This is a genomic window from Pseudonocardia abyssalis (assembly GCF_019263705.2).
GTDB classification, from domain to species: domain Bacteria; phylum Actinomycetota; class Actinomycetes; order Mycobacteriales; family Pseudonocardiaceae; genus Pseudonocardia; species Pseudonocardia abyssalis.
Genome location: NZ_JADQDK010000001.1, coordinates 4,458,478 through 4,481,659, shown reverse-complemented (window position 1 = coordinate 4,481,659; position 23,182 = coordinate 4,458,478). Strand labels below are relative to the sequence as shown.

The following is a 23,182-nucleotide window of genomic DNA, read 5'->3' as shown; positions in this document are numbered from 1 at the left end:
CCGGGAACGGTAGGGCCGGGGACCCGGATCCTGCGGCCATTGATGTGATGTAGATCACTTCTGGTCGGTGTCGATCCGGCCGTCGTCCCTCGTGTGGGCGGCATGACCATCGATACGCACGTCCTGCTCGCCGACCTCGTGATCGGTGAGTCCCCCCGCTGGCACGACGGCCGCCTGTGGTTCTGCCACTGGGGCGCCGACGAGATCGTGGCCGTCGACGCCGACGGGAAGGCGGAGGTCCTCCTCGCCGACCACGACCTCGGCCCCCATTCCATCGACTGGCTCCCCGACGGCCGGATGCTGCTCGTCGCGAAGGGCCGCCCCGGACTCCTGCTGCGTCGGGAACCGGACGGGTCGTTCGTGACCCACGCCGACCTGCGAGGGCTCGCGGCGGGCTGGAACGAGCTCGTCGTCGACGGGCGGGGCAACGTCTACGTCAACGGCTCCGACTTCGACCTCATCGGCTTCTTCGCCGGTACCGCGGAGTTCGTCCCGGGCGTGATCGCGTTGGTCACCCCGGACGGCGAGGTGCGGCAGGTGGCCGACGGAATCCGGTTCGGCAACGGGATGGCGGTGACGCCCGACGGGCGCACGCTGATCCTCGCCGACTCCTTCGCCAACGCGCTGGTGGCCTTCGACATCGAGGCCGGCGGTGGCCTGACCGGCCGGCGTGTCTGGGCCGCGGACCTGACGCCCGACGGGATCTGCATCGACGCCGACGGCGCCGTCTGGACCTCGTCCGCCTCGTTCGGGCGAGGTGAGGACGACAAGGACGCCGTGCGGGTGGCGCAGGGCGGGGAGATCCTCGACCGGATCCCGCTGGACCGCAGCGCGTTCGCCCTCATGCTCGGCGGCGACGACGGGCGCACGCTGTTCGTCATGGAGGCGGTCTGGGACCACCTCGACCCGTGGGGCGGCCCGCGCACCGGTCAGGTCCGCACCGCGCGGGCGCCGTCGGCGGGGGCCGGCTGGCCGGCGCGATGAGTTCGCGTCGCGGCGACCGTCAGGGGGAACACGGGCCGTCCGACGCCGATTCCTCCCGGTTCCCCGACGACCTGCCGATGTTCCGCGCCACGCCGACGTCGGTGTTCCCGACGGCCGCGCTCGGCACCGACCCGCGGGTCGTCGCGGCCGACATCCCCGCCGGGGTCGAGGTCACCGCCCGGGCACCCGCCCGGATGTACGCGGGCTGGCTGGGTGAGGTCGACGGCGCCCGGCTCGTGTCGGCGGACCGCGGCATCGCCGTCGCGAAGGACGTGCTCGGCATGGACCTCGCCACGGTCGAGCGGATCGTCCGCCCGATCCTCGCGATCAGGTGGCCGGCACCCGGAGCGCGAGGGCGACGACGTCGTCGGGGGAGTCGGCCGCGAGCCTGTCGATGGCGAGGTCGACGAGGTCCTGGCACGGCAGGTGCCGGTGCTCGTCGAGCAGGGCGGTGAGCCGGTCGATCCCGACGTCGATGTCCTCGTCGCGGCTCTCGATGAGCCCGTCGGAGTAGAGGAACAGGGTGGTTCCCGGCGCGAGAACGGCGTCGTGGTCGCGGCGGGGGAGGTGCGCGAGCGGGGCGACGCCGAACAGGTGGTCGTGCTCGTCGAGGAGTCGCGCGGGCGCGTCCGGGGCCAGGACGACGGGCGGGGGATGCCCGGCGTTGGTCCAGGTGACCGACCACGTGCCCGCGGGTCCGCCCCGCAGGTAGGCGAGCACCGCCGTGCCCATCGCGGTGACGCCCAGCCCCGCACCCGCGGTCTCCAGTGCGGACAGCGCGCGTGACGGTGCCGCGGTGGCGTGGTCGAAGCAGGCCTGGCGCAGCATCGGCCGGACCTGGCCCATCGCGATCGCGGCCTGCAGGTTGTGGCCCGCGATGTCGCCGACGGACACCGCGACCAGCGACGGGTCGGCGGCCGGGAGCACCGCGTCGTACCAGTCGCCCCCGACGTGCTCGCGGGAGTCGGCCGGCCGGTAGCGGGCGGCCATGCGCAGACCCGGGACGGTGGGCAGCGGGGCCAGCATGGCCTGCTGCATCTGCTGGGCGACGCCGATCCGGTGCTGCAGCAGCTCCGCGCGGTGCAGCGCCTGGGCGGCGAACCCGGCGACGGTCGTGAGCGTCAGCAGCTCGACGGGGTCGAAGCGCTGCGGCTCGTCCCAGCCCAGCAGCAGGGCCCCGATCACGCCGGTGTCACCGGTGAGCGGGGCCGCGACGACGGAGTGCAGCCCGCGGTCGCGCAGCCACTGCTGCGCACTCGGCGGGTACTCCGCGTCGAACGCGGCGCGGTCTCCGTGGTGGACCATCCGCGCCTGTTGCACCGCTGCGGCCGAAGGCAGCACCGCCGAGACCGGGTACTGCGTCCACGTCCCGTCGGCGTCTCGCCCGGACTCGGCGAGAGGGCCGGTGTCGTCGTAGCGACGCAACCTACCGTCGGGCTGCAGCAGCGAGATGCCCACGTAGACGGGTGGCTGCCGGCCCGCGGCGAGCTCGACGATCCGGTCGCGGACATCGGCGACGGTGGCGGTGCGGGTGAACGCCTGCGAGACCTCGAGCAGTGACTGGCTCTGCTCGAACGACGTCCGCAGGGTGCTCTCCAGCGCGTCGCGGCGGGTGCGCTCCTGGTCGGCGTCGTAGCGCGCCAGGCGCAGGCGCAGCTCGACCGAGCAGCCCCACGCGAGGTCGCGCAGCGCGTCGATCTGCGACGGGGTCCACGGACGCGGGCGGGTGTCGATCGCGCACAGGGACCCCAGAACACGGCCCTCCGCATCGGCCAACGGCATGCCCGCGTACGCCATGACGCCCAGGTCCGGGATCGCGAGGTTGTCGCGGACCAGCGGGTGCTCGGGCGCGTTCTCGATGATCAGCGGCTCGGCCGTGATCACGACGTGCTGGCAGAACGAGTGGCTGAGTGGGGTCGCGCGGCGTGAGGCCCACGGCTCGGGGAGCCCGACGAGGCCGGGGAACACCTGCTGTCCGGGCTGCACGAGCGTGACGAGCGCGACCGGGACGTCGAGCCAGCGCTGCACGCGGCGGGCGACGCGTTCCATCTCCGGGTCGGAGTCCGATGCGAGGCCGGACTGCGCCAGGGCGAGCAGGCGACCCGGGTCGCAGAGCACCTCGGGCGCGGTCGGCGGTCGCGGGTCGGGCAGCGCGACGTCGATCCCGATCCGTTCCACCCCGCCTCCGACGTCGTCCCCGGAAGTCTGGCACACCTCGGCCGATGATTCCGGGCCGCGGAACGCGTCACTGCGGTGACCGCCGGCTCCTCGACCGGTTCGCCGTCGGCGACCTCGCCGCGGTCGCCGCGCCGGGTGACGCCGTGCCGGAGGAGCGCGCGGGCCGCGGCGGGTACGAGCCGTCGTCTGCGGCGTGCGCGCCGCCGTCGACGCCGGGGTGTGATGACCGCTCACGGGTGGTCGCCGGTCGTGCCGTCGAGCAGTTCGCGCATCACGTCGGCGTGCCCGGCATGCGGGCCGGCACCTCGAGCATGTGGATCAGTACCCAGCGCAGGGTGACGGTCTGGCCCGACCACGCCGTGCCCGTCTGCTCCGGGTCCAGCTCGTCGAGCACGGCGTCGACACGCACGCGGGTCTCCGCGTAGGCGTCGAGGAGCTGCGCGGTCGACTCGCGCGGCTCGGGCGGCCAGTCGGCGTCGGGATCGGCCGGGTCGAACGGCGCGGCGAGGACAGGTCGGCCGAACGTGTCGCTGAACCAGCCGTCCTCGACGAAGGTGAGGTGCTTGAGCAGGCCCAGCAGGCTCATACCGGACGGTGTGACCCGCTGCCGGAGCTGCTCGACGGTGAGGCCGTCGAGCTCTCACCCGACGTCGCGGTGACGGTCCGGCGCCACGTACAGGCTGGTCTTCTCGTCGGCGGTGAACGGCACGCGTCTCATGGCCCGCACGGTAGGGCGCGGGTGTAGCGCCCGGCGAGCACGCGCAGGTGCTCGACCAGCGCCGGCGGCTCGGTGACCCGAAAGTCGAGCCCGAGCATGCCGACGTAGACGGCGATCATCTCCAGGCTGTCCGCGCCGGTCACGAGGACGCACGTCGAGGCGTCGACGGCCTCCACCACCCCGACGGTCGGGTTGATCCGGGCCAGCACCTCGTCGGCGGGGGCGTGCACGGTGATCCGGGCGTGCACGTTCCAGCCGGTCGAGGCGACGTCGCGCAGCACGATCTCCGTGTAGTCGGCGGGCGGGACGGTGGGCGTGAAGCGGCGACGGGTCGCCATCCGCAGGTCGAGCCGGTCGACGCGGAACGTGCGCCAGCGGCCGTCCTCCGGGTCGCGCCCGACGAGGTACCACCGCCGCACCCAGCTGACCAGCCGGTACGGCTCGACGACGAGCGGCCGGTCTTCGCCGGGGTAGTCGAACCGCAGCCACTCGGTGTCGCGGATCGCGCTCGCCACCGTCGTCAGGACGGCCGGGTCGACCGCCGGGTCCTCGACGTTGGTGTCGGTGTTGTCCGGGGCCCGGGTGGTGGCGGCGTGGACCGCGGTGACCTGGCGGCGCAGGTGGTGCGGCAGGACGTGGTCGAGCTTCGTCAGCGCGCGGGTGCTGCTCTCCTCGATGCCGGCGATCCCGGTGGCCGCCCGCAACCCGACGGCGACCGCCACGGCCTCCTCGTCGTCGAGCAGCAGCGGGGGCAGCTTGCCGCCCGGTCCGAGCCGGTAGGAGCCGGTGGACCCGCGTTCCGCGTCGACGGGGTAGCCGAGCTCGCGCAGCCGGTTGACGTCGTTGCGGATCGTCCGGGTGCTGACGCCGAGCCGCTCGGCCAGTTCGGGCCCCGACCAGCGGGGACGCACCTGCAGCAGGGCGAGGACGGCGAGCACCCGGGAGGTCGTCTCGTGCACGTCGAACATCGTCGCACCAAGCGGAACCTGGTTTTCCGCATTCGTTCCTACGGTGCTCCCATGACCGAGAACGCGGCGCCCTTCCGCATCGAGATCCCGCAGGCCGACCTGGACGACCTCGCCGACCGGCTCGCCCGAACCCGGCTGCCACAGGCCGCCCCCGGTGACGACTGGGACTACGGCGTGCCCAACCACCACCTGGCCGACACCGTGGGGTACTGGCGCACCGCGTTCGACTGGCGCGCCCAGGAGGAGCGGATGAACGCGTTCCCCCAGTACCTCACGGAGATCGACGGCCAGACCGTGCACTTCGTCCACGTGCCGTCGGCCGAGGCGGGTGCCACGCCGCTGCTGCTGGTGCACACCTACCCCGGCTCGTTCGCCGACTTCCTGGACATGATCGGCCCGCTCACCGACCCGGTGGCCCACGGCGGGAAGGCCGAGGACGCGTTCTCGGTGGTCGTGCCGTCGATCCCGGGCTTCGGGTTCAGCACCCCGCTGGTCGACCGCGGCTGGACCTCCGCCCGCACCGCCCGCGCGTTCGACACGCTGATGCGGAGCCTGGGCTACGAGAGCTACGGCGTCCACGGCAGCGACATGGGCGCGATCATCTCCCGTGAGCTCGGGCTGCTGGACCCGCCCGGGTTCCTCGGACTGCACGTCCTGCAGCTGTTCTCGTTCCCCTCCGGCGACCCGGCGGAGTTCGAGAAGCTGGAGCCGGCCGACTACGCGGGCCTGGAGCACATGCAGTGGTTCCAGTCCGTCGGCGGCTACAACGCGATGAACGCGTCCCGGCCGCAGACCGTCGCCGCCGGGCTGTCCGACTCCCCGGTCGGCCAGCTCGCCTACAGCGAACTGTTCGACTCCTTCGGCAACGGCACCAGCCTCGTCACCCGCGACCAGATCCTCACGCAGGTGTCGCTGTACTGGTTCACCAACACCTCGGCCACCGCGGCGCGCTCCTACCTGGAGGACGCCCGCAGCGGCGCCGAGCCCGCGGTCAACGCGGCCCGGACCGGGGTGGCGGTGTTCGCCGACGACTTCCAGACCATCCGCACGTTCGCCGAGCGCGACAACAGCGGGATCGTGCACTGGAGCCGGTTCGCCGAGGGCGGGCACTTCGCCGCGATGGAGCGCCCCGACGACGTGGTGGGGGACCTCCGGACGTTCTTCGCCTGATCGGGCAGTTACCCACCGCGGGCCCGCCCAGCAGGGTGGAGCACATGACACGGGTCGTGCGCTTCACCGAGCTGGGCGGGCCCGAGGTCCTGCACGTGGTCGACGTCGAACTGGGGGTGCCCGGGCCGGGGGAGGCACTGGTCGACGTGGCGGCGATCGGGCTCAACCGGGCCGAGTCGATGTTCCGGCGCGGCGAGTACATCGAGCCGACGGTGCTGCCGGCGGGGCTCGGGTACGAGGCGGCGGGCACGGTCGCGGCGGTGGGCGAGGGCGTGACGCGCTGGGTGGTGGGCGACGCGGTGAGTGTCGTGCCGGCGTTCTCGATGAACGAGTTCACGGTCTACGGAGAGCAGGCGATCGCGCCGGCCCGTGCGCTCGTGCCGCGCCCCGTGGACGAGATCACCGGCGCCGCGGTGTGGATGCCCTACCTGGTGATCTACGCGGGGCTGCTCGAACCGGGGATCCTGCGGCCCGGCGACACGGTGCTCATCACCGCGGCCACGAGCAGCGTCGGGCTCGCGGCCATCGCCGTGGCGAACCGGATCGGTGCGGTCCCGATCGCGGTCAGCCGCAGCGCCGACAAGGTCGCCGAGCTGCGCGCGGCGGGTGCGGCGCACGTGATCGTCAGCGGGGTCGAGGACCTGCGGACGGCCGCCCGCGAGATCACCGGAGGCCGGGGCCTCGATGTCGTGTTCGACGCCGTCGCCGGGCCCGCCGTCGCCGAGATGGCGGAGGCGATGAAGCCGAACGGCACGATCGTCATCCACGGCCGGCTCTCCGGGCAGCCGACGCTCTACCCCACGCACACCCTGCCGGACCTGGTCATGCGCAGCTTCACGCTGTTCGCGATGACCAAGGACGAGGAACGGCTGCGGCGCGCGGCGGCTTTCGTCTCCGCGGGGCTGCGCGGCGGTGATTTCGTCCCTCAGGTCGACCGCGTGTTCGCGGGCCTGGACCAGGTCGTCGAGGCCCACCGGCACCTGGAGTCCAACCGGCAGTTCGGGAAGATCGTCCTCACCCCGTGAGCAGGGCGGCGTAGCGGTCGAGGTCGACGTTGCCGCCGCTGACGATCACCCCTACCCGCTGCCCCCGGAACGACGGGGCGAGGCGGCGCAGCGCCGCGAACGCCAGGCAGCCGGTCGGCTCGACGACGATCTTGAGCGTGCCCGCGAACACCCGCATCGCGTCGACGAGCTCGGCGTCGGACACGGTGTGGATGTCTTCGACGTCGCGACGGATGATCGGGAACGTCAGCGCGCCGAGAGCTTGGGTCTGCGCGCCGTCGGCGATCGTGTCGGGCGTCGGGATGTGCACGATCTCGCCCGTTCGGAACGAGCGCTGCCCGTCGTCACCCGCCTCGGGCTCGACGCCGTACAGCCGGCAGCCGGGGGACAGGGCACCCGCCGCGAGGGCCGACCCGGCCAGCAGGCCGCCCCCGCCGAGGCAGACGAGCAGCGCGTCCAGCTCGCCGACGTCGGAGAACAGCTCGAGCGCGGCCGTGCCCTGCCCGGCGATGACGTCGGGGTGGTCGTAGGGCGGCACCAGCGTCAGCCCGCGCTCGGCGGCGAGGGCGGCGCCGATCGCCTCGCGGTCCTCGGTGACGCGGTCGTAGCGCACGACCTCCGCGCCGTAACCCAGCGTGGCGGCCACCTTGGTGGCGGGCGCGTCGTGCGGCATCACGATCGTCGCGGGGATGCCGAGGAGGCGCGCGGAGAGCGCGATCGCCTGGGCGTGGTTGCCCGAGGAGTACGCCACGACCCCCGACCGGCGCGCGTCGTCATCGAATCGTGACAGAGCGTTGAACGCGCCGCGGAACTTGAACGCCCCCATCCGCTGGAAGTTCTCGCACTTGAAGAACACCGAGGTGGAGAGGGTCTCGTCGACCCGGGACGAGGTGAGCACAGGGGTCCGGTGGGCGTGGCCCCGGAGCCGTTCGGTGGCTGCGCGGACGTCGTCGACGGTGGGGAGCGGGGTCATCGGACGATTCTCATCGAATTGCCCGTCACTCGTCCGATACCCCCTCGTTGGGGTGATCGTGCCGATCTCTCAGTGCGTCCGGGCGACGACGGAACGTGTCGGGGTCCCTCGTTCGCGTGACGCGGTGCCCGCTATGTTCCGTTCGTCGCACTCGTTGAGGGCAGTCCTTCACTCTTCTGCGACATCGTCCCCGTTCGCACTGCCCCGGTTGGGTGGGTCATGACTCGGCACTCTCTCCCCGTCCGCACGGACCGTCCGCGCTCGTCGTCGCGGCCGTCGTACCTCCCCTGGGTGATCGGGGGCATCGCGTTGGTGCTCGTCGTGATCCTCGGCTTCACCTTCCTCGGCAGCGGGCCCGCGTCCACCGCCGGATCCGACCAGCCCGCGACCGTCGTCGACGTCTCGTCCCTGCCGCTCGCCGACACCTACGGCGTCGTCCAGGGCGCACCGGTCGACCCGGCCGCCGGCGTCCCCACCGACGGGATCGTCGTGCACCCCGAGCGGCAGACTCCGGTCCACGACGCGCCCGAGGGCACCCCGATCGCCCGGGTCGAGCCGACGCAGTTCGGCGACGTCTGGTTCCCGGTGATCGCCGAGCAGGGCGGCTGGGTGCAGATCCTGTTGCCCTCCAAGCCCTTCGGCTCCACCGGCTGGGTCCGCAGCGCCGACATGGAGCGTGCGACCACGCCGTTCCGCGTCGAGGTGCACCTGGGCTCGCTGACGATGCAGCTGTTGCGCGAGGAGCGCGTGGTCGGGGAGTGGGAGATCGGCATCGGAGCCCCCGACACCCCGACACCCGTCGGCCGCACCTTCGTCCTCGGTGCGTTCACCGATCCGGCCCAGGACTTCTCGCCGGTGATCCTCCCGCTCGGGGCGCACAGCCCGACGCTCGACACCTTCGGTGGCGGTCCGGGGACCGTCGCGATCCACACGTGGCCCACGGCGGACGGGTTCGGTACCGCTGCCAGCAACGGCTGCATCCGCGTCCCGCAGGACGCGCTCGATGAACTCGTCGAGGTGCCGCTCGGCACGCTCGTCATGATCGATCAGAACTGAAGGGGATCACGTACGTGAGGAACAAGAAGATCGTCGGTGCCGGCGCCACCGTGGCCGTGACGGCCGCTCTGCTGCTGGGGGCCTCTCCGGCGTTCGCCGACGAGGAGTCGTTCAACGACTCCGCGTACGCGATCTCGGCCTCCGGGCTGCTGGACATCGCCCCGCTCCCCGAGGGCGTCGAGTCCGTCGACGGTGAGTACGTCAGCAAGGAGGTGCTCGGCCTGGGTGAGCGCACCCCCGACGACGCCGCCGGCATCTTCGTGGGCGTGCTGAACGCCTCGGCCGAGGCCGGACGCTCCGACACCAGCGTCGCCCGCGTCGAGCTGCTGAACATCCTGCGCGCGGACGTCATCCGCACCCACTGCGAGGACGCCGACCCCGACGAGTCCGGGCTGCAGATCGTCAACGGCACCCTGCTCGGCCAGCCGCTCCCCGAGACCGCGGTCCCCGGCACGGAGATCAACCTCTCCCCGCTGGCGACCGTCACCCTCAACGACCAGACGCGCAACGCCGACGGCTCGCTGACGGTGACCGGCATCGAGCTGAAGGTCCTCCCGGGCCGCGGCGACGGCGTCAACGAGACCCTCGACTCCGAGGACCGCGCGTCGCTGCCGGTGCTGGGCGACCTGCTCGGCGTCGAGCTGCCGACGACCCTGGCCACCGAGCAGGACGTCCTCACCCAGCTGACCGACGCGCTGGGCGGCGACCTGGACGGCGCGCTGCAGACCGTCACCATCGGCTCCGCCACCTGCACCGACCGCACCGGTGACGACGGCGACGACGGCGACAACGGCGACGGCAAGGACGACGACTACTCCGACGGCGACGACAACGGCTCGGGCGACGGCGACGACGACGCCGACGCCACCGACGAGGCGCCCGGTGTGGCCCCGTCGCCGACCGTCGTGCAGGCCAGCCTCCCGGTGACCGGCTGATCGATCTCCCCCGGTCCGGTATGGATCGGAGCTCTCCGGCGTTGCCCCCAGTCGTGGACCGACTGGGGGCAACGCCCGTTTCCGCACCGTCCGACCGCACCTGGTTGGTGGCGCTCGCCGCGGCACTGTGGGGTACCGACGCGCTGCTGCGCCAACCGCTGGCCGGCGCGCTCCCGGCGTCGACGATCGTGTTCTGGGAGCACCTGATCATCGTCGTGGTGCTGACGCCGTTCCTGCCCGCCGCGTACCGGGCGTTCCGCGGGGCGTCGGGGCGGGAGCGCGCGTCGCTCGTCGTCATCGGGGCGGGGGCGTCTGCCGTCGCGACCGCGCTGTTCACGCAGGCATTCCGCTACGGCGACCCGGTCACGCCCGTGGTCCTGCAGAAGCTGCAGCCGCTGATCGCGGTCGCCGTCGCCGCGGCGCTCATCGGGGAGCGGGTGCGCGGCCGGTACTGGCTGTTCGCGGTGCCCGCACTCGGCGGGGCCTGGCTGATGGCGTTCCGCGACCCGCTCTCCGCGGCCCCGCAGGCCGTCACCGCGGCCCTGCTCGCCGTCGGGGCGGCGGCGCTGTGGGCCGTCGGCACGGTGCTCGGGCGGCTGGTCAGCGTCCGGATCTCCAGCCGCGACGTCACGGTGCTGCGGTTCGCGATCGGCCTCCCCGCGAGTGCGGTCGTGCTGGGTCTGACCGGCGGCCCGATCGTCGTCACGCCCGCGCAGCTGGGGCCGCTGGCCCTGCTCGCCCTGATCCCCGGCCTGCTCGGGCTCACGCTGTACTACGTCGGCCTGCGCTCCACCCCCGCCGCCCGCGCCACGCTCGCGGAGATGGCGTTCCCGGTGACGGCCGCCCTGATCGGCGTCACGCTGCTCGGTACGGAGCTCGTGCCGACGCAGTGGCTGGGCCTGGCGATCATCGTCGGCTCGGTGACGGCGCTCGGGTTGCGGGAGCGGGGGGAGCGGCCGGTGGTGGGCGCTGCAACCGGGACGTAACGGGCGCGGTCGGCGCGACGATCAGGTAGCGCCCCCAGCACCCCCCGTATCGGAGTACCCGTGAACCGGCTGTCCCGTCGTGCCATCGTCGTCGTGTCCTGTGCCGTGGTCGGGGTGATCGCGGCCGGGACGCTGACGGCCGCCTATGCCGCCGGCTCGAACCGCGGCGGCGACGCCCTCCACGGCTGCGTCAGCACGAGGACCGGCATGCTCCGCGTCGTCGACCCGCAGCGCGGCGGGCGGTGCGTCGCGCGGGGTCCGTTCCAGGAGTACGCGATCACCCTGAGCCAGGCGGCCGGCCTGCCCGGGCCGGTGGGTCCGCGGGGACCGCGCGGCCCGGCGGGGGACGGGATCGAGAGCCTCGATGCGCTGGAGGGGCGGCCCTGCAACGTCGACAGCGAGGACGAGGGGGAGGTGGTGATCCGGATCCTGCCGCCGGAGCAGGGGTCGGTCGTGCAGATGGTGTGCGAGACGGATGAAACGGTCACGTACTCGCCGCCCCCGCCGATCGCGGCGTCGCCCACCACGACGCGGCCACCCGTCACCACGACTCGGCCGCCGATCGACGAGGGCACCCCGGACCCGACCACGACATCTCCGCCCACGTCATCTCAGCCCACGACCACCACCGTGCCGACCCGGACGACGTCCTCGTAGGACCCGCCGATGCGTGGCCGGACCGCTCAGAGCCCGCCGGTGCGGAACTCGTCGATCTCCCGGCGCTCGCGCTTGGTCGGGCGGCCGGCGCCGCGGTCGCGGCGGGCCACCGGGATCGCCATCTCCGGCGGGGGAGCGGGGGTGTGGTCGAGGTAGCAGGTGGCGGCGTCGGCGGCCCCGACGCGGCGCGGGAGGATCCGCACCACCTCGACCACGCGCGTGACGTCGTTGACGCGCGCCCGCACCTCGTCGCCGGGGCTCACCGGGGTGGCCGGCTTCGCGGGTCGGTCGTTGACGCGCACGTGCCCTGCCCGGCAGGCCGTCGCGGCGTCCGGGCGGGTCTTTGTCAGGCGCACCGCCCACAGCCAGCGGTCCAGTCGGCTCGACTCCACGCGCCCGATGATGCCCTACGGCTCCATGATCGCCATGAACTGAGCGCGGTGGTCCTCCGGAGGACCGTGAGGCTCAGTTCGGGACGATCACCCGATTCACACTGCCCGGTGATCACCACGAGCCGTGCGCCGTCGTCCCCGCGAGGGCCGTCAGGTGCGGTCGGCGGCGATCACCGGGGGCGTGCGCGGACACGGTCGTCCCGGCAACGATCTCTGCGCACGGGTGCGTCAGCGCAGGGCGAGCGACACCGAGCCCAGCTCCCCGAAGTCGGCGCGGACCGCGTCACCCGGGCCGATCGTCGGGGGTGTGGTCGTCGTGCCGGTGGTGATGACGTCCCCGGCACGCAGGTGGTGCGCGTAGCGAGGGAGCTCCGCGGCGAGCCGGACCAGCGCCGCTCGCGGGTCACCGAGCACGGCCGCACCGGTGCCGCGGGCGGCCTCGGCCCCGTTGATCCACAGGGCTGTCCCCGCTGTGGACAGGTCGATCTCGCGCCACCCCGGCACCTCCGGCCCGAGCACGAACCGGCTCGCGCACGCGGCGTCGGCGAGCAGTTGGGCGGGCCCGACCGCGGCGAAGTCGACGTACCGCGAGTCGGGCAGCTCGACCGCGAGGTGCAGTGCCTCGACGGCGGCGAGCACGTCGTCGCCGGGGTGCACGTCGGCACCCAGGCGGAACGCGAACTCCGCCTCCGCCACGCGCATGTGCAGGTCGTGCGACGGCAGGACGTCACCGGGCTCGTACCGGAACCGGGTGAACAGCGGCCCGGGCAGCGGGCCGGACACGCGGACGTGCGCCTGCCCGGCCGCCGACGTCGCCGCGATCTTCCAGCCGTAGGACTCCCCGACGAGCTCGCGCAGCGCGTCCTGCACCGCCATCCCCGCGGCCTCGTCGACGGGCGGCTCGGGCAGCGCCGCCATGCGCTCCCCGCTGCGCCACGCCGCCCAGAGGGTCTCGGCGGACCGCAGCGCGTCAGCCACGGCCGGCCCGCACGGCGTCGACGACGGCGGTGACGCGCGGGTCGCGGTAGAGCTCCTCCAGCGTCACCGGCAGCGGCAGTCGCCAGTTCGGGTACTCGTCGACGGTGCCGGGGAGGTTGGGCTGGCGCACCTCGCCGATCACGTCGTACGGGGAGACGAGCACGAGCCGTGACGGCGTCGATGCCAGCAGCGCGTGCATGGCGACGACGAGCTCCTCCTCGCTCGCGTCGGCGGAGGCGAAACCGTTGTCCCGCAGCAGTGCCACCAGCTCGGCGCGGTCGGCCGCCGCCTTCTTCCCCTCGGCCACCGGGTCGTCGAGCAGGCCCAGCTCGGCCCGAGCCCGCACGTGCTCTCCGCGCAGGAAGCCGGTGGCGGTCGGCAGGTCGTGGGTGGAGATCGTGGCGACGGAGTCGTCGGGCCAGCGGTCGGGCGCGAGCAGCGGTTCGTCCGGGTCGTCGAGGTCGCGGGTGAACCACAGCACCGACGACCCCAGCATGTGCCGCTCCGCGAGCCCCGCGGTGACCTCCGGCTCGACCGTCCCGAGGTCCTCGCCGATCACCAGCGCCCCCGCCAGGTGTGCCTCCAGCGTGAGGACCGCGAGCATGACCTCGGCGTCGTAGTGGACGTACGTGCCGCGGTCGGCCGAGGAGCCCGGCGGCACCCACCACAGCCGCCAGAGCCCTGCGACGTGGTCGATGCGCAGCCCGTCGGCCTGGCGCAGCAGCGCGCGGAGCAGGTCGCGGTAGGCGGCGTAACCGGTCGCGTCGAGGCGGTCGGGGCGCCACGGCGGCAGACCCCAGTCCTGGCCCTGCTGGCTGAACGCGTCCGGCGGCGCGCCCACCCGGACACCGAGCGCGAGCACGTCCTGCAGCGCCCAGCCGTCGGCGCCCTCCGGGTCGCAGCCGACGGCGAGGTCGTGGATGACGCGGACGCCCGCCTCGCGCGCGGTGTCGCGGACGGCCCGGAGCTGCTGCTGGACCTGCACCTGCACCCACGCGTGGAACGCGGTGCGCGGCCCGTCCTCGACGACGGGCCGTCGCAGCCGCTCGGGCCAACGGCTCCACCGGCCGCCGTGGCGTTCGGCGAGTGCACAGAAGGTGGCGAACTCGGCCAGGTCGGGCTCGACGTCGGGGGACGGGCGGCCCTCGGCGCGCCACAGCAGTTCCAGTGCGGACCGCTTCGCCGCCCACACCCGGTCGTGCCCGATCCGCTCGCCCGGCGCCGGCGTCAGTGCGTCGACCTCCGTGCGGGTGGCGGCGTCGGCTCTGGCGTAGGCGTCGAGGTCGGTGATGCGCAGCGCGAGCGGCGTCCCGAACCGGCGGCTCGACGGCGTGTACGGCGACGGCTGCACCGGGGGTACCGGCGTGAACGCGTGCAGCGGGTTGAGCAGCACGGCGTTCGCGCCGTGTTCGCGCCCGGTCCAGGCGGTGAAGGAGCGCAGGTCGCCGAGGTCGCCGATGCCCCACGAGCCCGCCGAGTGCAGCGCGTAGAGCTGCAGCATCCAACCCCACGCGCGCTCGGCGTCGCCGAGGGCGGGCGGGGCGACGACCACGGTGACCGTGCGGTCGTCGATCTCCAGGCTGTACCAGCCGGGGGCGAGACCGGCCGGGATCTCGGTGACGTCGCGGCGCCCGCCGTCCTCATCGACGAGCACGGCGGGGCCGGGCAGCGCGCGCGAGCGGTCGGTGCGGACGGCGATCGTTCCGGGCAGCCGGTCGGCGTCGGCCCGGGCCGTGACCAGAGCGGCGCGGCGCGCGTCGGGGGTCGAGGCGTCGACGTCGAGGAGGGCGAGGACCCGCACGACAACGTCCTCGTCGACGGTCACGGGCCGGCGGTCACCGTCGCGGTACCCGGTGGCGACGCCGTGCGCGGCGGCCAGCTCGATCAGTTCGTCGTCCACTCTGCTCCCGTTCGCCCGACACCCGCGTCACATCACGGTGCGTGATCGCAAGAATGCTAGGTTCTGCAGGTCGGACCGGCCCGGTCTGGTTCTCGGATCGACCCGCGGGGGACCGGCGATGATCACGCTTCCGGTGCTGCTGATCGCGGTGGCGGCACTGCTGCTGCTCGCCCTGATGCTCGGCCTGTTCCTGCAGCGCAGACGCACCGAGCCGGCCGTGCCACCCGGTCCGCGCACGGTGGCCGACCTGGTCGCCCAGCGCGCCGACCGCCAGCCCGCGCCCGTCGCGGACGCGGTCGTCGACGAGCCGGAGGTGACCGAGGACGCAACCGCCGTCGACGAGCCGGCCGCCGGGGTGGACGAGCAGGAGTCCACCGTCGCGGAGCCCGACATCGCCGACGACGCCGACCCCGTCGAGGACGAGCCCGAGGTCGTCACGACGGCCGCCCGGTCGGTGCCTCCGCTCGGTGACGACGTGCCGTGGCGCCGGGCCGCGCAGATCTCCGGGTCCGCGGAGCCCGAGCCCGCCGACGCCGACGCCGACGCCGAGCGGCGGGTGCCCGCCCTGGCGCTGCTCCGCCGCCCGCCCCGCCACCCCGACCCGGTCGACACGCCCCATCCGTTCACCGCCCCCCGCCTCACCGCGGTTCCGGACGCCGAGACGCCGACCCCCACCATCGGTCTCCCCGGCATCTCCGGTCCTGCCGCTGTCTCCGACGCCCTGGGGTCGGGCGACTCGCCTGCTGCCTCCGACCCGCCTGCTGCCTCCGGCCCGGCGGACTACTCCGACTCGTACGCGGCCGAGGGCACCGGTGCCGCTGACACCTCGGCCACCGCCGACGTCCCGGATCCCGCTCGTGCATCCGACACGGCTGACGTCGCGGACGCCGCTCTGGCAAACGACGTCGCTGAAGCCGCCGCCGCCGCCGCAGCAGCCACCGCCACCGCCGCCGCCGAGGTCCCCCACCCGGTCGAGGTCACGGACGCCGCCATCGAGTTCACCGACACGGCTGACGTCACCGACACGGCTGACGTCACCGACACGGCTGACGTCACCGACACGGCTGCGGGGGCGGGTCCCGGAGACGCGGTCGACGTCCCCGACGCAGCCGAGGTCGTCGTCGACCCGATGGACGCGGTGGATGCTGCCGACACGGCCGACCTCGCTGTCACCACGCCGCTCTCCGAGGAGGAGACCGCCGGCCCCCGGGAAGCCGTCGACGCCACCCCCGCTCCCGGTGCGGCTGCACCCGGAACGCTCACGGTCGTCGACCCCACCGACGCGACGAACGCCCCTGAGCCGGACGCCGCCCTCGGTGTGCCGGACGTCGTCGACGTGTCCGCCGCCGACGCGGGCGAGGACACCGGTCCTCTCGACCCCACCGACGGCCCGACCACTCCGGAGGACGGCACCGAACGGCTGGCGCTGCCGGAACCGGTCGCGGACGCCGAGCCGGTCGCCGCGGTCGACCCGTCCCCGTCCGAGATCCCGCCCGTCGTCGGGGAACAGGGGCCCGGCATCGGCGCAGCTGCCGTGGGCGTCGCCGGCGCCTCAGCCCTCGCCGGTGCACTGCTGTCCCGTGGAACGGCCGACGCCGACGACCGGACCGCTCCGATCCCGGTTCAGCCCGCTCCGCCCGTCGCGGACGACCCGGACTTCCCGGACGCCGACCCCGACCTCCTCTTCGACTCCCTTCCGGCGACCGTCAGCCCGAGCCCGAGCCCGAGCCCGAGCCCGAGCCCGAGCCCGAGCCCGAGCCCGAGCCCGACCCCGGTGGAGGCCGAACCGGCCGCCCGCCGCTCCCCGCGCGACCCGCAGCACCTGGCCGCCGAGCAGGCCGCCGCCGACCTCGCGCTGCTCCGCACCTTCGGTGACCCGGCGGCCCGCCCCGAGCGGGCGCCGGTCGTCGCGCTGGAGGGCACCTCCCGCCCCGAGCGGCCGGCGGCGGTCGGGGCGGCGCAGCCCGTCCGATTCCGGGCGGCACGGCACGACGGAACCGTGGTCGCCGACGCCGCCGTGGCACTGCTGGACGACCTCGGCAGCGAGGTCTCGACCGGGCGTACGGGTTCGGGGGAGCTCACCGCCCCCCACCCCGGCGCGTACGTGCTCATCGCGACCGCCCCCGACCACCAGCCCGGTGCGGTGGCGCTCACGGTGGGCGACGCACCCGTCGACGTCGAGGTGCAACTGGTCCGCTCCGCCGCACTCGTCGGCACCGTCACCGGTGAGGACGGCCCGATCGCCGGTGCGCGGGTGACGCTGGTGCAGGACGGGGAGGTCGTCGAGGTCGCGGAGACCGACGCCGACGGGGCCTACCTCGTCGCCGATCTCGCCGCGGGGGAGTACGCCGTGTCCGTGGCCGCCGCCGGGTGCGAGGCCGACGTCGTGCTCGTCGGCGTCGCCGAGGAGGCGGAGCGGGTGCACGACGTGGAGCTCGAGCCGGCCGGGGTGCCCGCCGGTTAGGTTGTGCCGGTGACGGAGACACGGGATCGGGTCGAGGGCACGCTGCCCGGCGTCGGCGGCGTCGAGCTGTTCTGGCGGGGGCGGTTGCCGGAGGGGGAGCCGACCGGTGTCCTGCTCGTCTGCCACGGCCTCGGCGAGCACTCGGGCCGCTACGGCAGCGTCGAGGACGCGCTCGTGCCCGACGGCTGGGCGGTCTACGGACTCGACCACCGCGGCCACGGCCGGTCGACGGGCCGCCGTGCCCACCTCGACCGCTACTCCGACTGGCTCACCGATTTCGACGCGTTCCGCCTGCACGTCGCCGCGCGCCACCCCGGCCTGCCGCTGTTCCTGCTCGGACACAGCATGGGCGGGCAGATCGCCCTCGCCTACGCCCTCGACCACGGCGCCGGACTCGCCGGTCTCGTGCTCTCGGCGCCCGCACTGGCCAGCAACGCCGTCCCAAAGGCAGCCGTCCCGGTCCTGAAGCTCCTGGCCAGGGTGACGCCGACGCTGCGCCCGGCCGGCATCGACCCGACGAAGGTCAGCAAGGACACCGCCGTCGTCGCCGACTACCTGGGCGACCCGCTCGTGCATCACGGCCATCCGACGCTCGGCCTGTCCGCTGCCCTGTTCGCGCAGTTCGACGTGCTGCCCCGCCGGGCCCGCGAGCTGCGGATGCCGGTGCTGGTCCAGCACGGCACGGCCGACGTGCTCACCGATCCGGCCGGCACCCGCACGCTGGAGCCGGAGATCGGCTCCCCGGACAGCACGGTGCGCTGGTACGAGGGCCTGTGGCACGAGATCTACCACGAGCCCGAGCGCGAGAAGCCCCTCGCCGACCTGCGCGACTGGCTCGCCGCCCACCGCTGACCACACCCCCGCGACTCGCGGGCGCGGGAACAGCGACTCGCGGGCGCGGGAACAGCGACTCGCGGGCGCGGGAACAGCGACTCGCGGGGTGGGGGTGGGGCGCGAGTCGCTGTTCTCCCGCCCCTGAGCCGCCGCCCCGGGGTCCCTCAGCGGGGCTGGGTCGTCGCCGGGTCCATGTCGAACGCCACCCGGCCGGCGACGACGGTGGCGAGCGGGCGGCGGGGCAGGCCGAGTGCGCGCAGCTCGTCGGCCATCGGGTGCCCGGACCCCAGCACCACCGACGCCCCCCGCCCGACCCGGAGGCCGCCGATCCGTGCCCGCACGGGTGACGCCAGCACGCCGCCGTCGTGCGGGGCGAGCGCGGTGATCGTGCCGGGCAGCGTGAACGGCAGCCGCAGCGCCGCGTGGATCGCGGTGGTGAGGACGTGCCGGCCGTCCACGTCGGCGAGGCGGCAGGTGGCGTCGGCCCCGTCGATCGACAGCTCCGCGCGGGCGAGCCACTTCGGCAGCCCCCACAGCGCGCGGCCCGCCTCCATCGTGAACGTCTGCGTCACCGGCAGCTGGTGGACGTACGGGCCGGTCCGCCCGCGGTGGCGGACGAGGAACGCGACGCCGGCCTCGTCGTAGTCGCCCAGGTCGTTGATGCGGTAGTCGACGAGCACCAGGAACAGCGGCGTCCGCCCGGCGACCGAGACCGGCTCCAGCCCGGTGCCGGTGAGCAGCGCGCGCACGCCCGCCGTCCGGACCAGGTACGTGGCGCAGGCCGCGGAGGCCTCGCCGATCCGGACGGGGAACCCGAGCCGCCTGCCCTGGATCTCCCAGCTGCCGTCGTCGAGGAGCGTCGCCATGACCGCATCCTGCTGTACGGGTGGTGTCGGACATTCGGCCGGACGCGTCCGCCGGAAGTTCCGGTTCGTGGGAGGGTGTGGCAGCAACGGGTGTGCGCGTGCTCGTATGTGGTCATGCCCCCCGCCCCGGACCTCGGCGAGATCTGGGGTAGTCGTCGGGCCGACCACTTCGACCAGTGCTGTCGCACGAGCTGACGTTCGCACCCGTCCGCTCGAAGCACGACCACTGGAGTACTCCGTGCTGCTGCACGCCCCTCGCCGCATCGTCGCACCCATCTCACTCGGCCTCACCGATCTCGTCGGCCTGACGCAGCGCGTCGCCGCCGAGGTCCGCGCAGGCGACCACGAGGTCGTCATCGACCCGGAGCGCCGCTGGTACCAACGCATCCAGGGCGACGACTTCGTGGACGTCTGGCTGATCAGCTGGGCCACCGAGCAGAACGCCGAGCTGCACGACCACGCCGGCTCGTTCGGCGCACTGACGGTGGTCTCGGGCGCCCTCACCGAGACCCGCTGGACGGCGGGCGGCCTGCGCAGCCGGAAGCTGCGGGCCGGACGCAGCGTCGGGTTCGGTCTGGGGCACGTGCACGACGTCGCCAACCCGTCGCCGACGCCCGCGGTGAGCGTGCACGCCTACTCACCCCCGCTCACGGCGATGTCGTACTACGCCCCCGACCCGGGCGGGGAGATCCCGCGGCTGCGGCGGACCCGGAGCGTCCTCGTCGAGGCCGGCACCCCGGAGGGGATCGGATGACCACGATCGACGCACTGCTCACCGCCGCACGCGCGCGGCTCGACCGCCCCGACCCGCAGCGTGCGGCCGCGCTCGTGGCCGACGGAGCGATCCTCGTCGACACCCGGCCGGGGTGGCAGCGCGCGGAGGAGGGGGAGATCCCGGGCGTCCTGGTCATCGAGCGCAACCACCTCGAGTGGCGCCTGGACCCCAGCTCCGACGCCCGCATCCCGGAGGCCGTCGACCACGACGTCACCTGGATCCTGTTCTGCTCCGAGGGCTACAGCTCCAGCCTGGCGGCGGCGTCGCTGCAGGACCTCGGTCTGCACAACGCCACCGACCTCGACGGCGGCTACCAGGCGTGGAAGAAGGAGTTCGGTCCCGCCTAGGCGAACGCGCCGAGCCCGGTGATGTCGCGCCCGACGATCAGGGTCTGCATCGTCTCGGTGCCCTCGAACGTGTGGATGGCCTCGATGTCGGCCCAGTGCCGCACGACGTGGTGCTCCAGCAGGATCCCGTTGCCGCCCAGCAGGTCGCGGGACTCGGAGAGGATCTTCCGGGCGGTGCGGGTGTTGTGCATCTTGGCCAGCCCGGCGACGGTCGGCGAGAGCCGCCCGGCGTCGGCCAGGCGGCCGAGCTGCATGCAGTAGAGCTGCATCGAGGTGAGGTCGGCGAGCATGTGGACGAGCCGCTGCTGCACGATCTGGAACGACGCCAGCGGCTTGCCGAACTGCTCGCGCGCCATCGCGTAGCGCATCGCGGCGTCGTAGCCCGCGGTCGCGTGGCCCAGCGCCATCCACGCGCAGATGCCGCGGGTGTTGGCGAGCACCCGTCCGCAGTCCTTGAACGAGCGCGCGTTCTCCAGCCGGTTCTCGTCCGGGACGCGCACGCCCTTCAGCTCGATGTTCGCCTGCCACACCGAGCGCAGCGACACCTTGCCCTGGATGACGCTGGCCTCGTAGCCCTCGGCCGGGGTCTCCACGACGAACCCCTTGACCTCGCCGGAGTCGGTGTCGCGGGCCCACACGACGACCAGGTCGGCGATGGTGCCGTTGCCGATCCAGCGCTTGGAGCCGTCGATGATCCAGTGGTCACCGTCGCGGCGGGCCGTGGTCTCCAGCGCGATCGAGTCGGAGCCGTGGTTCGGCTCGGTGAGCGCGAACGCGCCGATCTTGTCCATCGTCGACATCGACGGCAGCCAGCGCTGCTTCTGCTCCTCCGACCCGCACATCGCGATGGACTGCATCGCCAGCCCCGCGTGCACGCCGAGGAACGTGCCGAGCGAGCCGTCGCCGCGGTGCAGCTCCATGTGCACGAGCCCGACGGCCATCGGGCTCATCCCGGCCGCGCCGTAGCCGTCGATGTCCTCGCCGACGACCTTCAGCTCGGGCAGCCTCCGGAACAGGTGCCACGGCAGCTCGGCCTTCTCCCAGTAGTCGCCGATGTCGGGCAGCACCTCGTCGTCGACGAACTTGCGCACCGCGATGAACTTGTCCCACTGCTCGCCGGTGAACTGGTCGCGGACGGAGAAGAAGTCGGTACCCAGTGCCTCACCGAGGTGCGCGTATTCGGCCATCCGCCGATCGTGCCCGTCCGGCGCCGCAGGCGCACCTCAGGGTCGCACTGCACCCATCGCGGTGACGGCGCCCGCCGCGTGCACGTCGAGACCCATCCCGGCCAGCCACGGCGTGAACTCGGCGGGGGCCACCATCCGGACCTCGTGGCCCGCCTCCTGCAGCCCGAGGGCGAGCGCGGCGTAGGGCTGGACCCCGCCCCGGGTGTCGAGGGCGACGACGGCGATCGGCACGGCTGCTCCTTCAGGCGAAGGCAGGATCGAGGAGGTCGAACGCGGCGTCGACGTGGACGACCAGGCCGCCGGGCCCGGCGCCGGCCCGGTGCTGCAGGCCGACCCGCACCGCCGTGATGCAGGCACCGGCCATGACCTCGGCGCGGAGCCGGTGATCCGGACCGCCGAGCCGGGTGGTGACCGCGTCGCACAGCCGCCGCTCAAAGGCGCCGAACCTCGCGAACTGGCAGGCCTGCAGCGCGGGGTGCCCGGCCTGCAGCGCCAGCCAGCGCGGGACGTCGGTGCCGTCCCGGTCGACGCGACCCACGTCCTCGGCGAACAGCTCGCGCAGCCGGGTCCACGCCCCCTCGGGGGGACCGGCGGCGAACACGTCGAGCTCGTCGTCGCCGATCGTGAAGAGGTCGAGGAGCGCGGCGTCCTCCTTGGTGGCGAAGTAGTTGAAGAACGTGCGCGGGGAGACCCCGGCGCGGGCGGCGATCTCCTCGACGGTCACCTCGGCGAGCCCGTGGGTGAGACCGAGCTCCAACACCGCCGACCGCAGGGCGCGCCGGGTCGCCTGCTTGCGGCGCTCGCGCCCCGGACTCGTCACCGCTTCAGAGTTGCAGTGGCTGCAACTTGCGTCAACTGCAACACCGTCTACTGTCGGCGGCGATGGACTACTCCCTCTGGCCGAGCGCGGCCGTCCCCTGGTCCGACGTCCTCGCGGGCGCCGAGTACGCCGAGCGCACCGGCTGGCACGGCGTGTGGATCGCCGACCACTTCATGCCCAACCGCGACGACGTCTCCGGCCCGGTGCACGAGTGCCTCGCGCTGCTGACCGGGATCGCGGTGCGCACCGAGCGGGTCCGGATCGGCTCGATGGTGCTCGGCAACACCTACCGGCATCCGGCGGTCGTCGCGAAGCAGGCCGCCACGCTCGACGAGATGAGCGGCGGCCGGTTCGTCCTCGGGATCGGCGCGGGCTGGCAGGTCAACGAGCACGAGGCGTACGGCATCGAGCTCCCGCCGGTCCGCGAACGGCTGGCCCGGTTCGACGAGGCCTGCCAGGTGATCACGGGGTTGCTCGCCCGGGAGCGCACGACGTTCGACGGCACCCACTACCGGCTCGCCGACGCCCCTCTGGAGCCGAAGCCCGCCCGGCTGCCGGTCCTGATCGGGGCGGCGGGGGAGAAGGTCGCGCTCGGGATCGTCGCCCGGCACGCCGACGAGTGGAACCACTGGGGCCTGCCGGACCTCGCCGCGCACAAGGGCCGGGTGTTCGCCGAGCACTGCGCGCGGATCGACCGTGATCCGTCGACGGTGCGGCGCACGGCCCAGGCGATGCTCGAGATCGTCGAACCGGACGACGTCGAGGCGCAGGAGCGGCGGGCCCGGCTGGAGGCCGCGGGCCGTCCGGTGATCATGGGGTCGGCCGCCGAGGTGCTCGACGTGGTGGCGCGCTACCCCGCCGCGGGGATCGACGAGCTCCTCGTGCCGGACATGCTGCTGGGCACGGGCGCCCGCCGCGAGGACGCACTCGAACGCCTGCGCACCGAGGTGCTCACCCGGATCTGACAGCGGGCACTGCCGATACCGCGTC

Annotated in this window: 22 protein-coding genes and 1 pseudogene; 12 read left to right on the top strand and 11 right to left on the bottom strand. The window is 73.7% G+C overall.

Annotated elements, in window-relative coordinates:
* The first annotated feature begins 102 nt into the window (after positions 1-102).
* Positions 103-984, top strand: a complete 882-nt coding sequence (locus I4I81_RS21805; RefSeq protein ID WP_218602376.1) for an SMP-30/gluconolactonase/LRE family protein — start codon at positions 103-105, stop codon at positions 982-984.
* A gap of 327 nt (positions 985-1,311) precedes the next feature.
* Here I4I81_RS21805 and I4I81_RS21800 read toward each other — a convergent pair whose 3' ends face one another.
* The 3 genes and pseudogenes from I4I81_RS21800 to I4I81_RS21790 all read right to left on the bottom strand — a co-directional run bounded on the left by I4I81_RS21800 (position 1,312) and on the right by I4I81_RS21790 (position 4,839).
* Entirely contained in the window at positions 1,312-3,162 is a 1,851-nt protein-coding gene (locus tag I4I81_RS21800) for a GAF domain-containing SpoIIE family protein phosphatase (RefSeq protein ID WP_218602377.1), read from the bottom strand.
* A gap of 271 nt (positions 3,163-3,433) precedes the next feature.
* A pseudogene (locus tag I4I81_RS21795) lies at positions 3,434-3,787 on the bottom strand (mycothiol transferase); the annotation flags it as partial.
* Between the two features lie 89 nt (positions 3,788-3,876).
* A complete protein-coding gene (locus I4I81_RS21790) occupies positions 3,877-4,839 on the bottom strand; it encodes a helix-turn-helix transcriptional regulator (protein ID WP_218602384.1) in 963 nt (320 codons plus the stop codon).
* Positions 4,840-4,899: 60 nt separating this feature from the next.
* Between I4I81_RS21790 and I4I81_RS21785 the strand changes: the two genes are divergently transcribed.
* Together I4I81_RS21785 and I4I81_RS21780 are read left to right on the top strand one after the other, a co-directional pair.
* Positions 4,900-6,018 carry an epoxide hydrolase family protein gene (locus I4I81_RS21785; protein WP_218602378.1) on the top strand — a complete coding sequence of 373 codons (1,119 nt, stop codon included), beginning with the start codon at positions 4,900-4,902 and terminating at the stop codon, positions 6,016-6,018.
* 44 nt (positions 6,019-6,062) lie between these two features.
* The gene (locus I4I81_RS21780) at positions 6,063-7,043 is read left to right on the top strand and encodes a zinc-dependent alcohol dehydrogenase family protein (RefSeq protein ID WP_218602379.1); all 981 of its coding nucleotides are present in this window, start codon (positions 6,063-6,065) and stop codon (positions 7,041-7,043) included.
* On the opposite strand, the gene I4I81_RS21775 is transcribed toward I4I81_RS21780, so the two are convergent.
* The gene (locus tag I4I81_RS21775; protein WP_218602380.1) at positions 7,033-7,995 is read right to left on the bottom strand and encodes a threo-3-hydroxy-L-aspartate ammonia-lyase; all 963 of its coding nucleotides are present in this window, start codon (positions 7,993-7,995) and stop codon (positions 7,033-7,035) included. The genes I4I81_RS21780 and I4I81_RS21775 overlap by 11 nt on opposite strands.
* Before the next feature lie 291 nt (positions 7,996-8,286).
* Here I4I81_RS21775 and ldt-CoaP point away from each other — a divergent pair, with 291 nt between their 5' ends.
* The 4 genes from ldt-CoaP to I4I81_RS21755 all read left to right on the top strand — a co-directional run bounded on the left by ldt-CoaP (position 8,287) and on the right by I4I81_RS21755 (position 11,629).
* Positions 8,287-9,051: a L,D-transpeptidase gene (ldt-CoaP, locus tag I4I81_RS21770; RefSeq protein WP_218602381.1), complete on the top strand. Its 765-nt coding sequence runs from the start codon at positions 8,287-8,289 to the stop codon at positions 9,049-9,051.
* 14 nt (positions 9,052-9,065) lie between these two features.
* The gene (locus I4I81_RS21765; RefSeq protein WP_218602382.1) at positions 9,066-9,986 is read left to right on the top strand and encodes a choice-of-anchor P family protein; all 921 of its coding nucleotides are present in this window, start codon (positions 9,066-9,068) and stop codon (positions 9,984-9,986) included.
* Positions 9,987-10,048: 62 nt separating this feature from the next.
* Positions 10,049-10,972, top strand: a complete 924-nt coding sequence (locus I4I81_RS21760; protein WP_225925984.1) for a DMT family transporter — start codon at positions 10,049-10,051, stop codon at positions 10,970-10,972.
* A gap of 60 nt (positions 10,973-11,032) precedes the next feature.
* Entirely contained in the window at positions 11,033-11,629 is a 597-nt protein-coding gene (locus I4I81_RS21755; RefSeq protein ID WP_218605571.1) for a hypothetical protein, read from the top strand.
* Between the two features lie 26 nt (positions 11,630-11,655).
* Here I4I81_RS21755 and I4I81_RS21750 read toward each other — a convergent pair whose 3' ends face one another.
* The 3 genes from I4I81_RS21750 to I4I81_RS21740 form a co-directional block, all read right to left on the bottom strand.
* A complete protein-coding gene (locus I4I81_RS21750) occupies positions 11,656-12,021 on the bottom strand; it encodes an RNA-binding S4 domain-containing protein (protein WP_218605570.1) in 366 nt (121 codons plus the stop codon).
* 228 nt (positions 12,022-12,249) lie between these two features.
* Positions 12,250-12,999 (bottom strand): 2-keto-4-pentenoate hydratase, encoded by a 750-nt coding sequence (locus I4I81_RS21745; protein ID WP_226363501.1) that lies wholly within the window; start codon positions 12,997-12,999, stop codon positions 12,250-12,252.
* Positions 12,992-14,899 (bottom strand): 4-alpha-glucanotransferase, encoded by a 1,908-nt coding sequence (locus I4I81_RS21740; RefSeq protein WP_218605569.1) that lies wholly within the window; start codon positions 14,897-14,899, stop codon positions 12,992-12,994. The genes I4I81_RS21745 and I4I81_RS21740 overlap by 8 nt, the downstream gene beginning before the upstream one ends.
* Before the next feature lie 118 nt (positions 14,900-15,017).
* On the opposite strand from I4I81_RS21740, the gene I4I81_RS21735 reads away from it, so the two are divergent.
* Positions 15,018-17,363, top strand: coding sequence for a carboxypeptidase regulatory-like domain-containing protein (locus I4I81_RS21735; RefSeq protein ID WP_218616290.1), 2,346 nt, complete (start codon positions 15,018-15,020; stop codon positions 17,361-17,363).
* 9 nt (positions 17,364-17,372) lie between these two features.
* Positions 17,373-18,215: an alpha/beta hydrolase gene (locus I4I81_RS21730; protein WP_226363500.1), complete on the top strand. Its 843-nt coding sequence runs from the start codon at positions 17,373-17,375 to the stop codon at positions 18,213-18,215.
* A gap of 146 nt (positions 18,216-18,361) precedes the next feature.
* Here the strand turns inward: I4I81_RS21730 and I4I81_RS21725 are convergent, their stop codons facing one another.
* Positions 18,362-19,063 carry an acetoacetate decarboxylase family protein gene (locus I4I81_RS21725; RefSeq protein WP_218616288.1) on the bottom strand — a complete coding sequence of 234 codons (702 nt, stop codon included), beginning with the start codon at positions 19,061-19,063 and terminating at the stop codon, positions 18,362-18,364.
* 238 nt (positions 19,064-19,301) lie between these two features.
* Between I4I81_RS21725 and I4I81_RS21720 the strand changes: the two genes are divergently transcribed.
* Together I4I81_RS21720 and I4I81_RS21715 are read left to right on the top strand one after the other, a co-directional pair.
* On the top strand, positions 19,302-19,817 hold the full coding sequence (locus tag I4I81_RS21720; RefSeq protein ID WP_226363499.1) for a cysteine dioxygenase: 516 nt from the start codon (positions 19,302-19,304) through the stop codon (positions 19,815-19,817).
* Positions 19,814-20,185: a rhodanese-like domain-containing protein gene (locus tag I4I81_RS21715; protein WP_218602797.1), complete on the top strand. Its 372-nt coding sequence runs from the start codon at positions 19,814-19,816 to the stop codon at positions 20,183-20,185. Before I4I81_RS21720 ends, I4I81_RS21715 begins: the two co-directional genes overlap by 4 nt.
* Here the strand turns inward: I4I81_RS21715 and I4I81_RS21710 are convergent.
* Genes I4I81_RS21710 through I4I81_RS21700 form a run of 3 tightly spaced genes read right to left on the bottom strand, consistent with a single transcriptional unit; the run spans position 20,182 to position 22,192 of the window.
* The gene (locus I4I81_RS21710) at positions 20,182-21,372 is read right to left on the bottom strand and encodes an acyl-CoA dehydrogenase family protein (protein ID WP_218602798.1); all 1,191 of its coding nucleotides are present in this window, start codon (positions 21,370-21,372) and stop codon (positions 20,182-20,184) included. The two genes, I4I81_RS21715 and I4I81_RS21710, sit on opposite strands and share 4 nt — an antisense overlap.
* Positions 21,373-21,408: 36 nt before the next feature.
* A complete protein-coding gene (locus I4I81_RS21705) occupies positions 21,409-21,603 on the bottom strand; it encodes a glycosyltransferase (protein WP_218602799.1) in 195 nt (64 codons plus the stop codon).
* Between the two features lie 10 nt (positions 21,604-21,613).
* Complete coding sequence (locus tag I4I81_RS21700) at positions 21,614-22,192, bottom strand: TetR/AcrR family transcriptional regulator (RefSeq protein ID WP_218602800.1); 579 nt, start codon at positions 22,190-22,192, stop codon at positions 21,614-21,616.
* 62 nt (positions 22,193-22,254) lie between these two features.
* Between I4I81_RS21700 and I4I81_RS21695 the strand changes: the two genes are divergently transcribed.
* Positions 22,255-23,157, top strand: a complete 903-nt coding sequence (locus tag I4I81_RS21695) for a TIGR03560 family F420-dependent LLM class oxidoreductase (RefSeq protein ID WP_218602801.1) — start codon at positions 22,255-22,257, stop codon at positions 23,155-23,157.
* The last annotated feature ends 25 nt before the right edge of the window (positions 23,158-23,182 follow it).

Coding starts and splice junctions, on each gene's coding strand:
- I4I81_RS21805 (WP_218602376.1), top strand. CDS start 103: ATGACCATCGATACGCACGTCCTGCTCGCCGACCTCGTGATCGGTGAG.
- I4I81_RS21785 (WP_218602378.1), top strand. CDS start 4,900: ATGACCGAGAACGCGGCGCCCTTCCGCATCGAGATCCCGCAGGCCGAC.
- I4I81_RS21780 (WP_218602379.1), top strand. CDS start 6,063: ATGACACGGGTCGTGCGCTTCACCGAGCTGGGCGGGCCCGAGGTCCTG.
- I4I81_RS21775 (WP_218602380.1), bottom strand. CDS start 7,995: ATGACCCCGCTCCCCACCGTCGACGACGTCCGCGCAGCCACCGAACGG.
- I4I81_RS21735 (WP_218616290.1), top strand. CDS start 15,018: ATGATCACGCTTCCGGTGCTGCTGATCGCGGTGGCGGCACTGCTGCTG.
- I4I81_RS21725 (WP_218616288.1), bottom strand. CDS start 19,063: ATGGCGACGCTCCTCGACGACGGCAGCTGGGAGATCCAGGGCAGGCGG.
- I4I81_RS21715 (WP_218602797.1), top strand. CDS start 19,814: ATGACCACGATCGACGCACTGCTCACCGCCGCACGCGCGCGGCTCGAC.
- I4I81_RS21710 (WP_218602798.1), bottom strand. CDS start 21,372: ATGGCCGAATACGCGCACCTCGGTGAGGCACTGGGTACCGACTTCTTC.
- I4I81_RS21695 (WP_218602801.1), top strand. CDS start 22,255: ATGGACTACTCCCTCTGGCCGAGCGCGGCCGTCCCCTGGTCCGACGTC.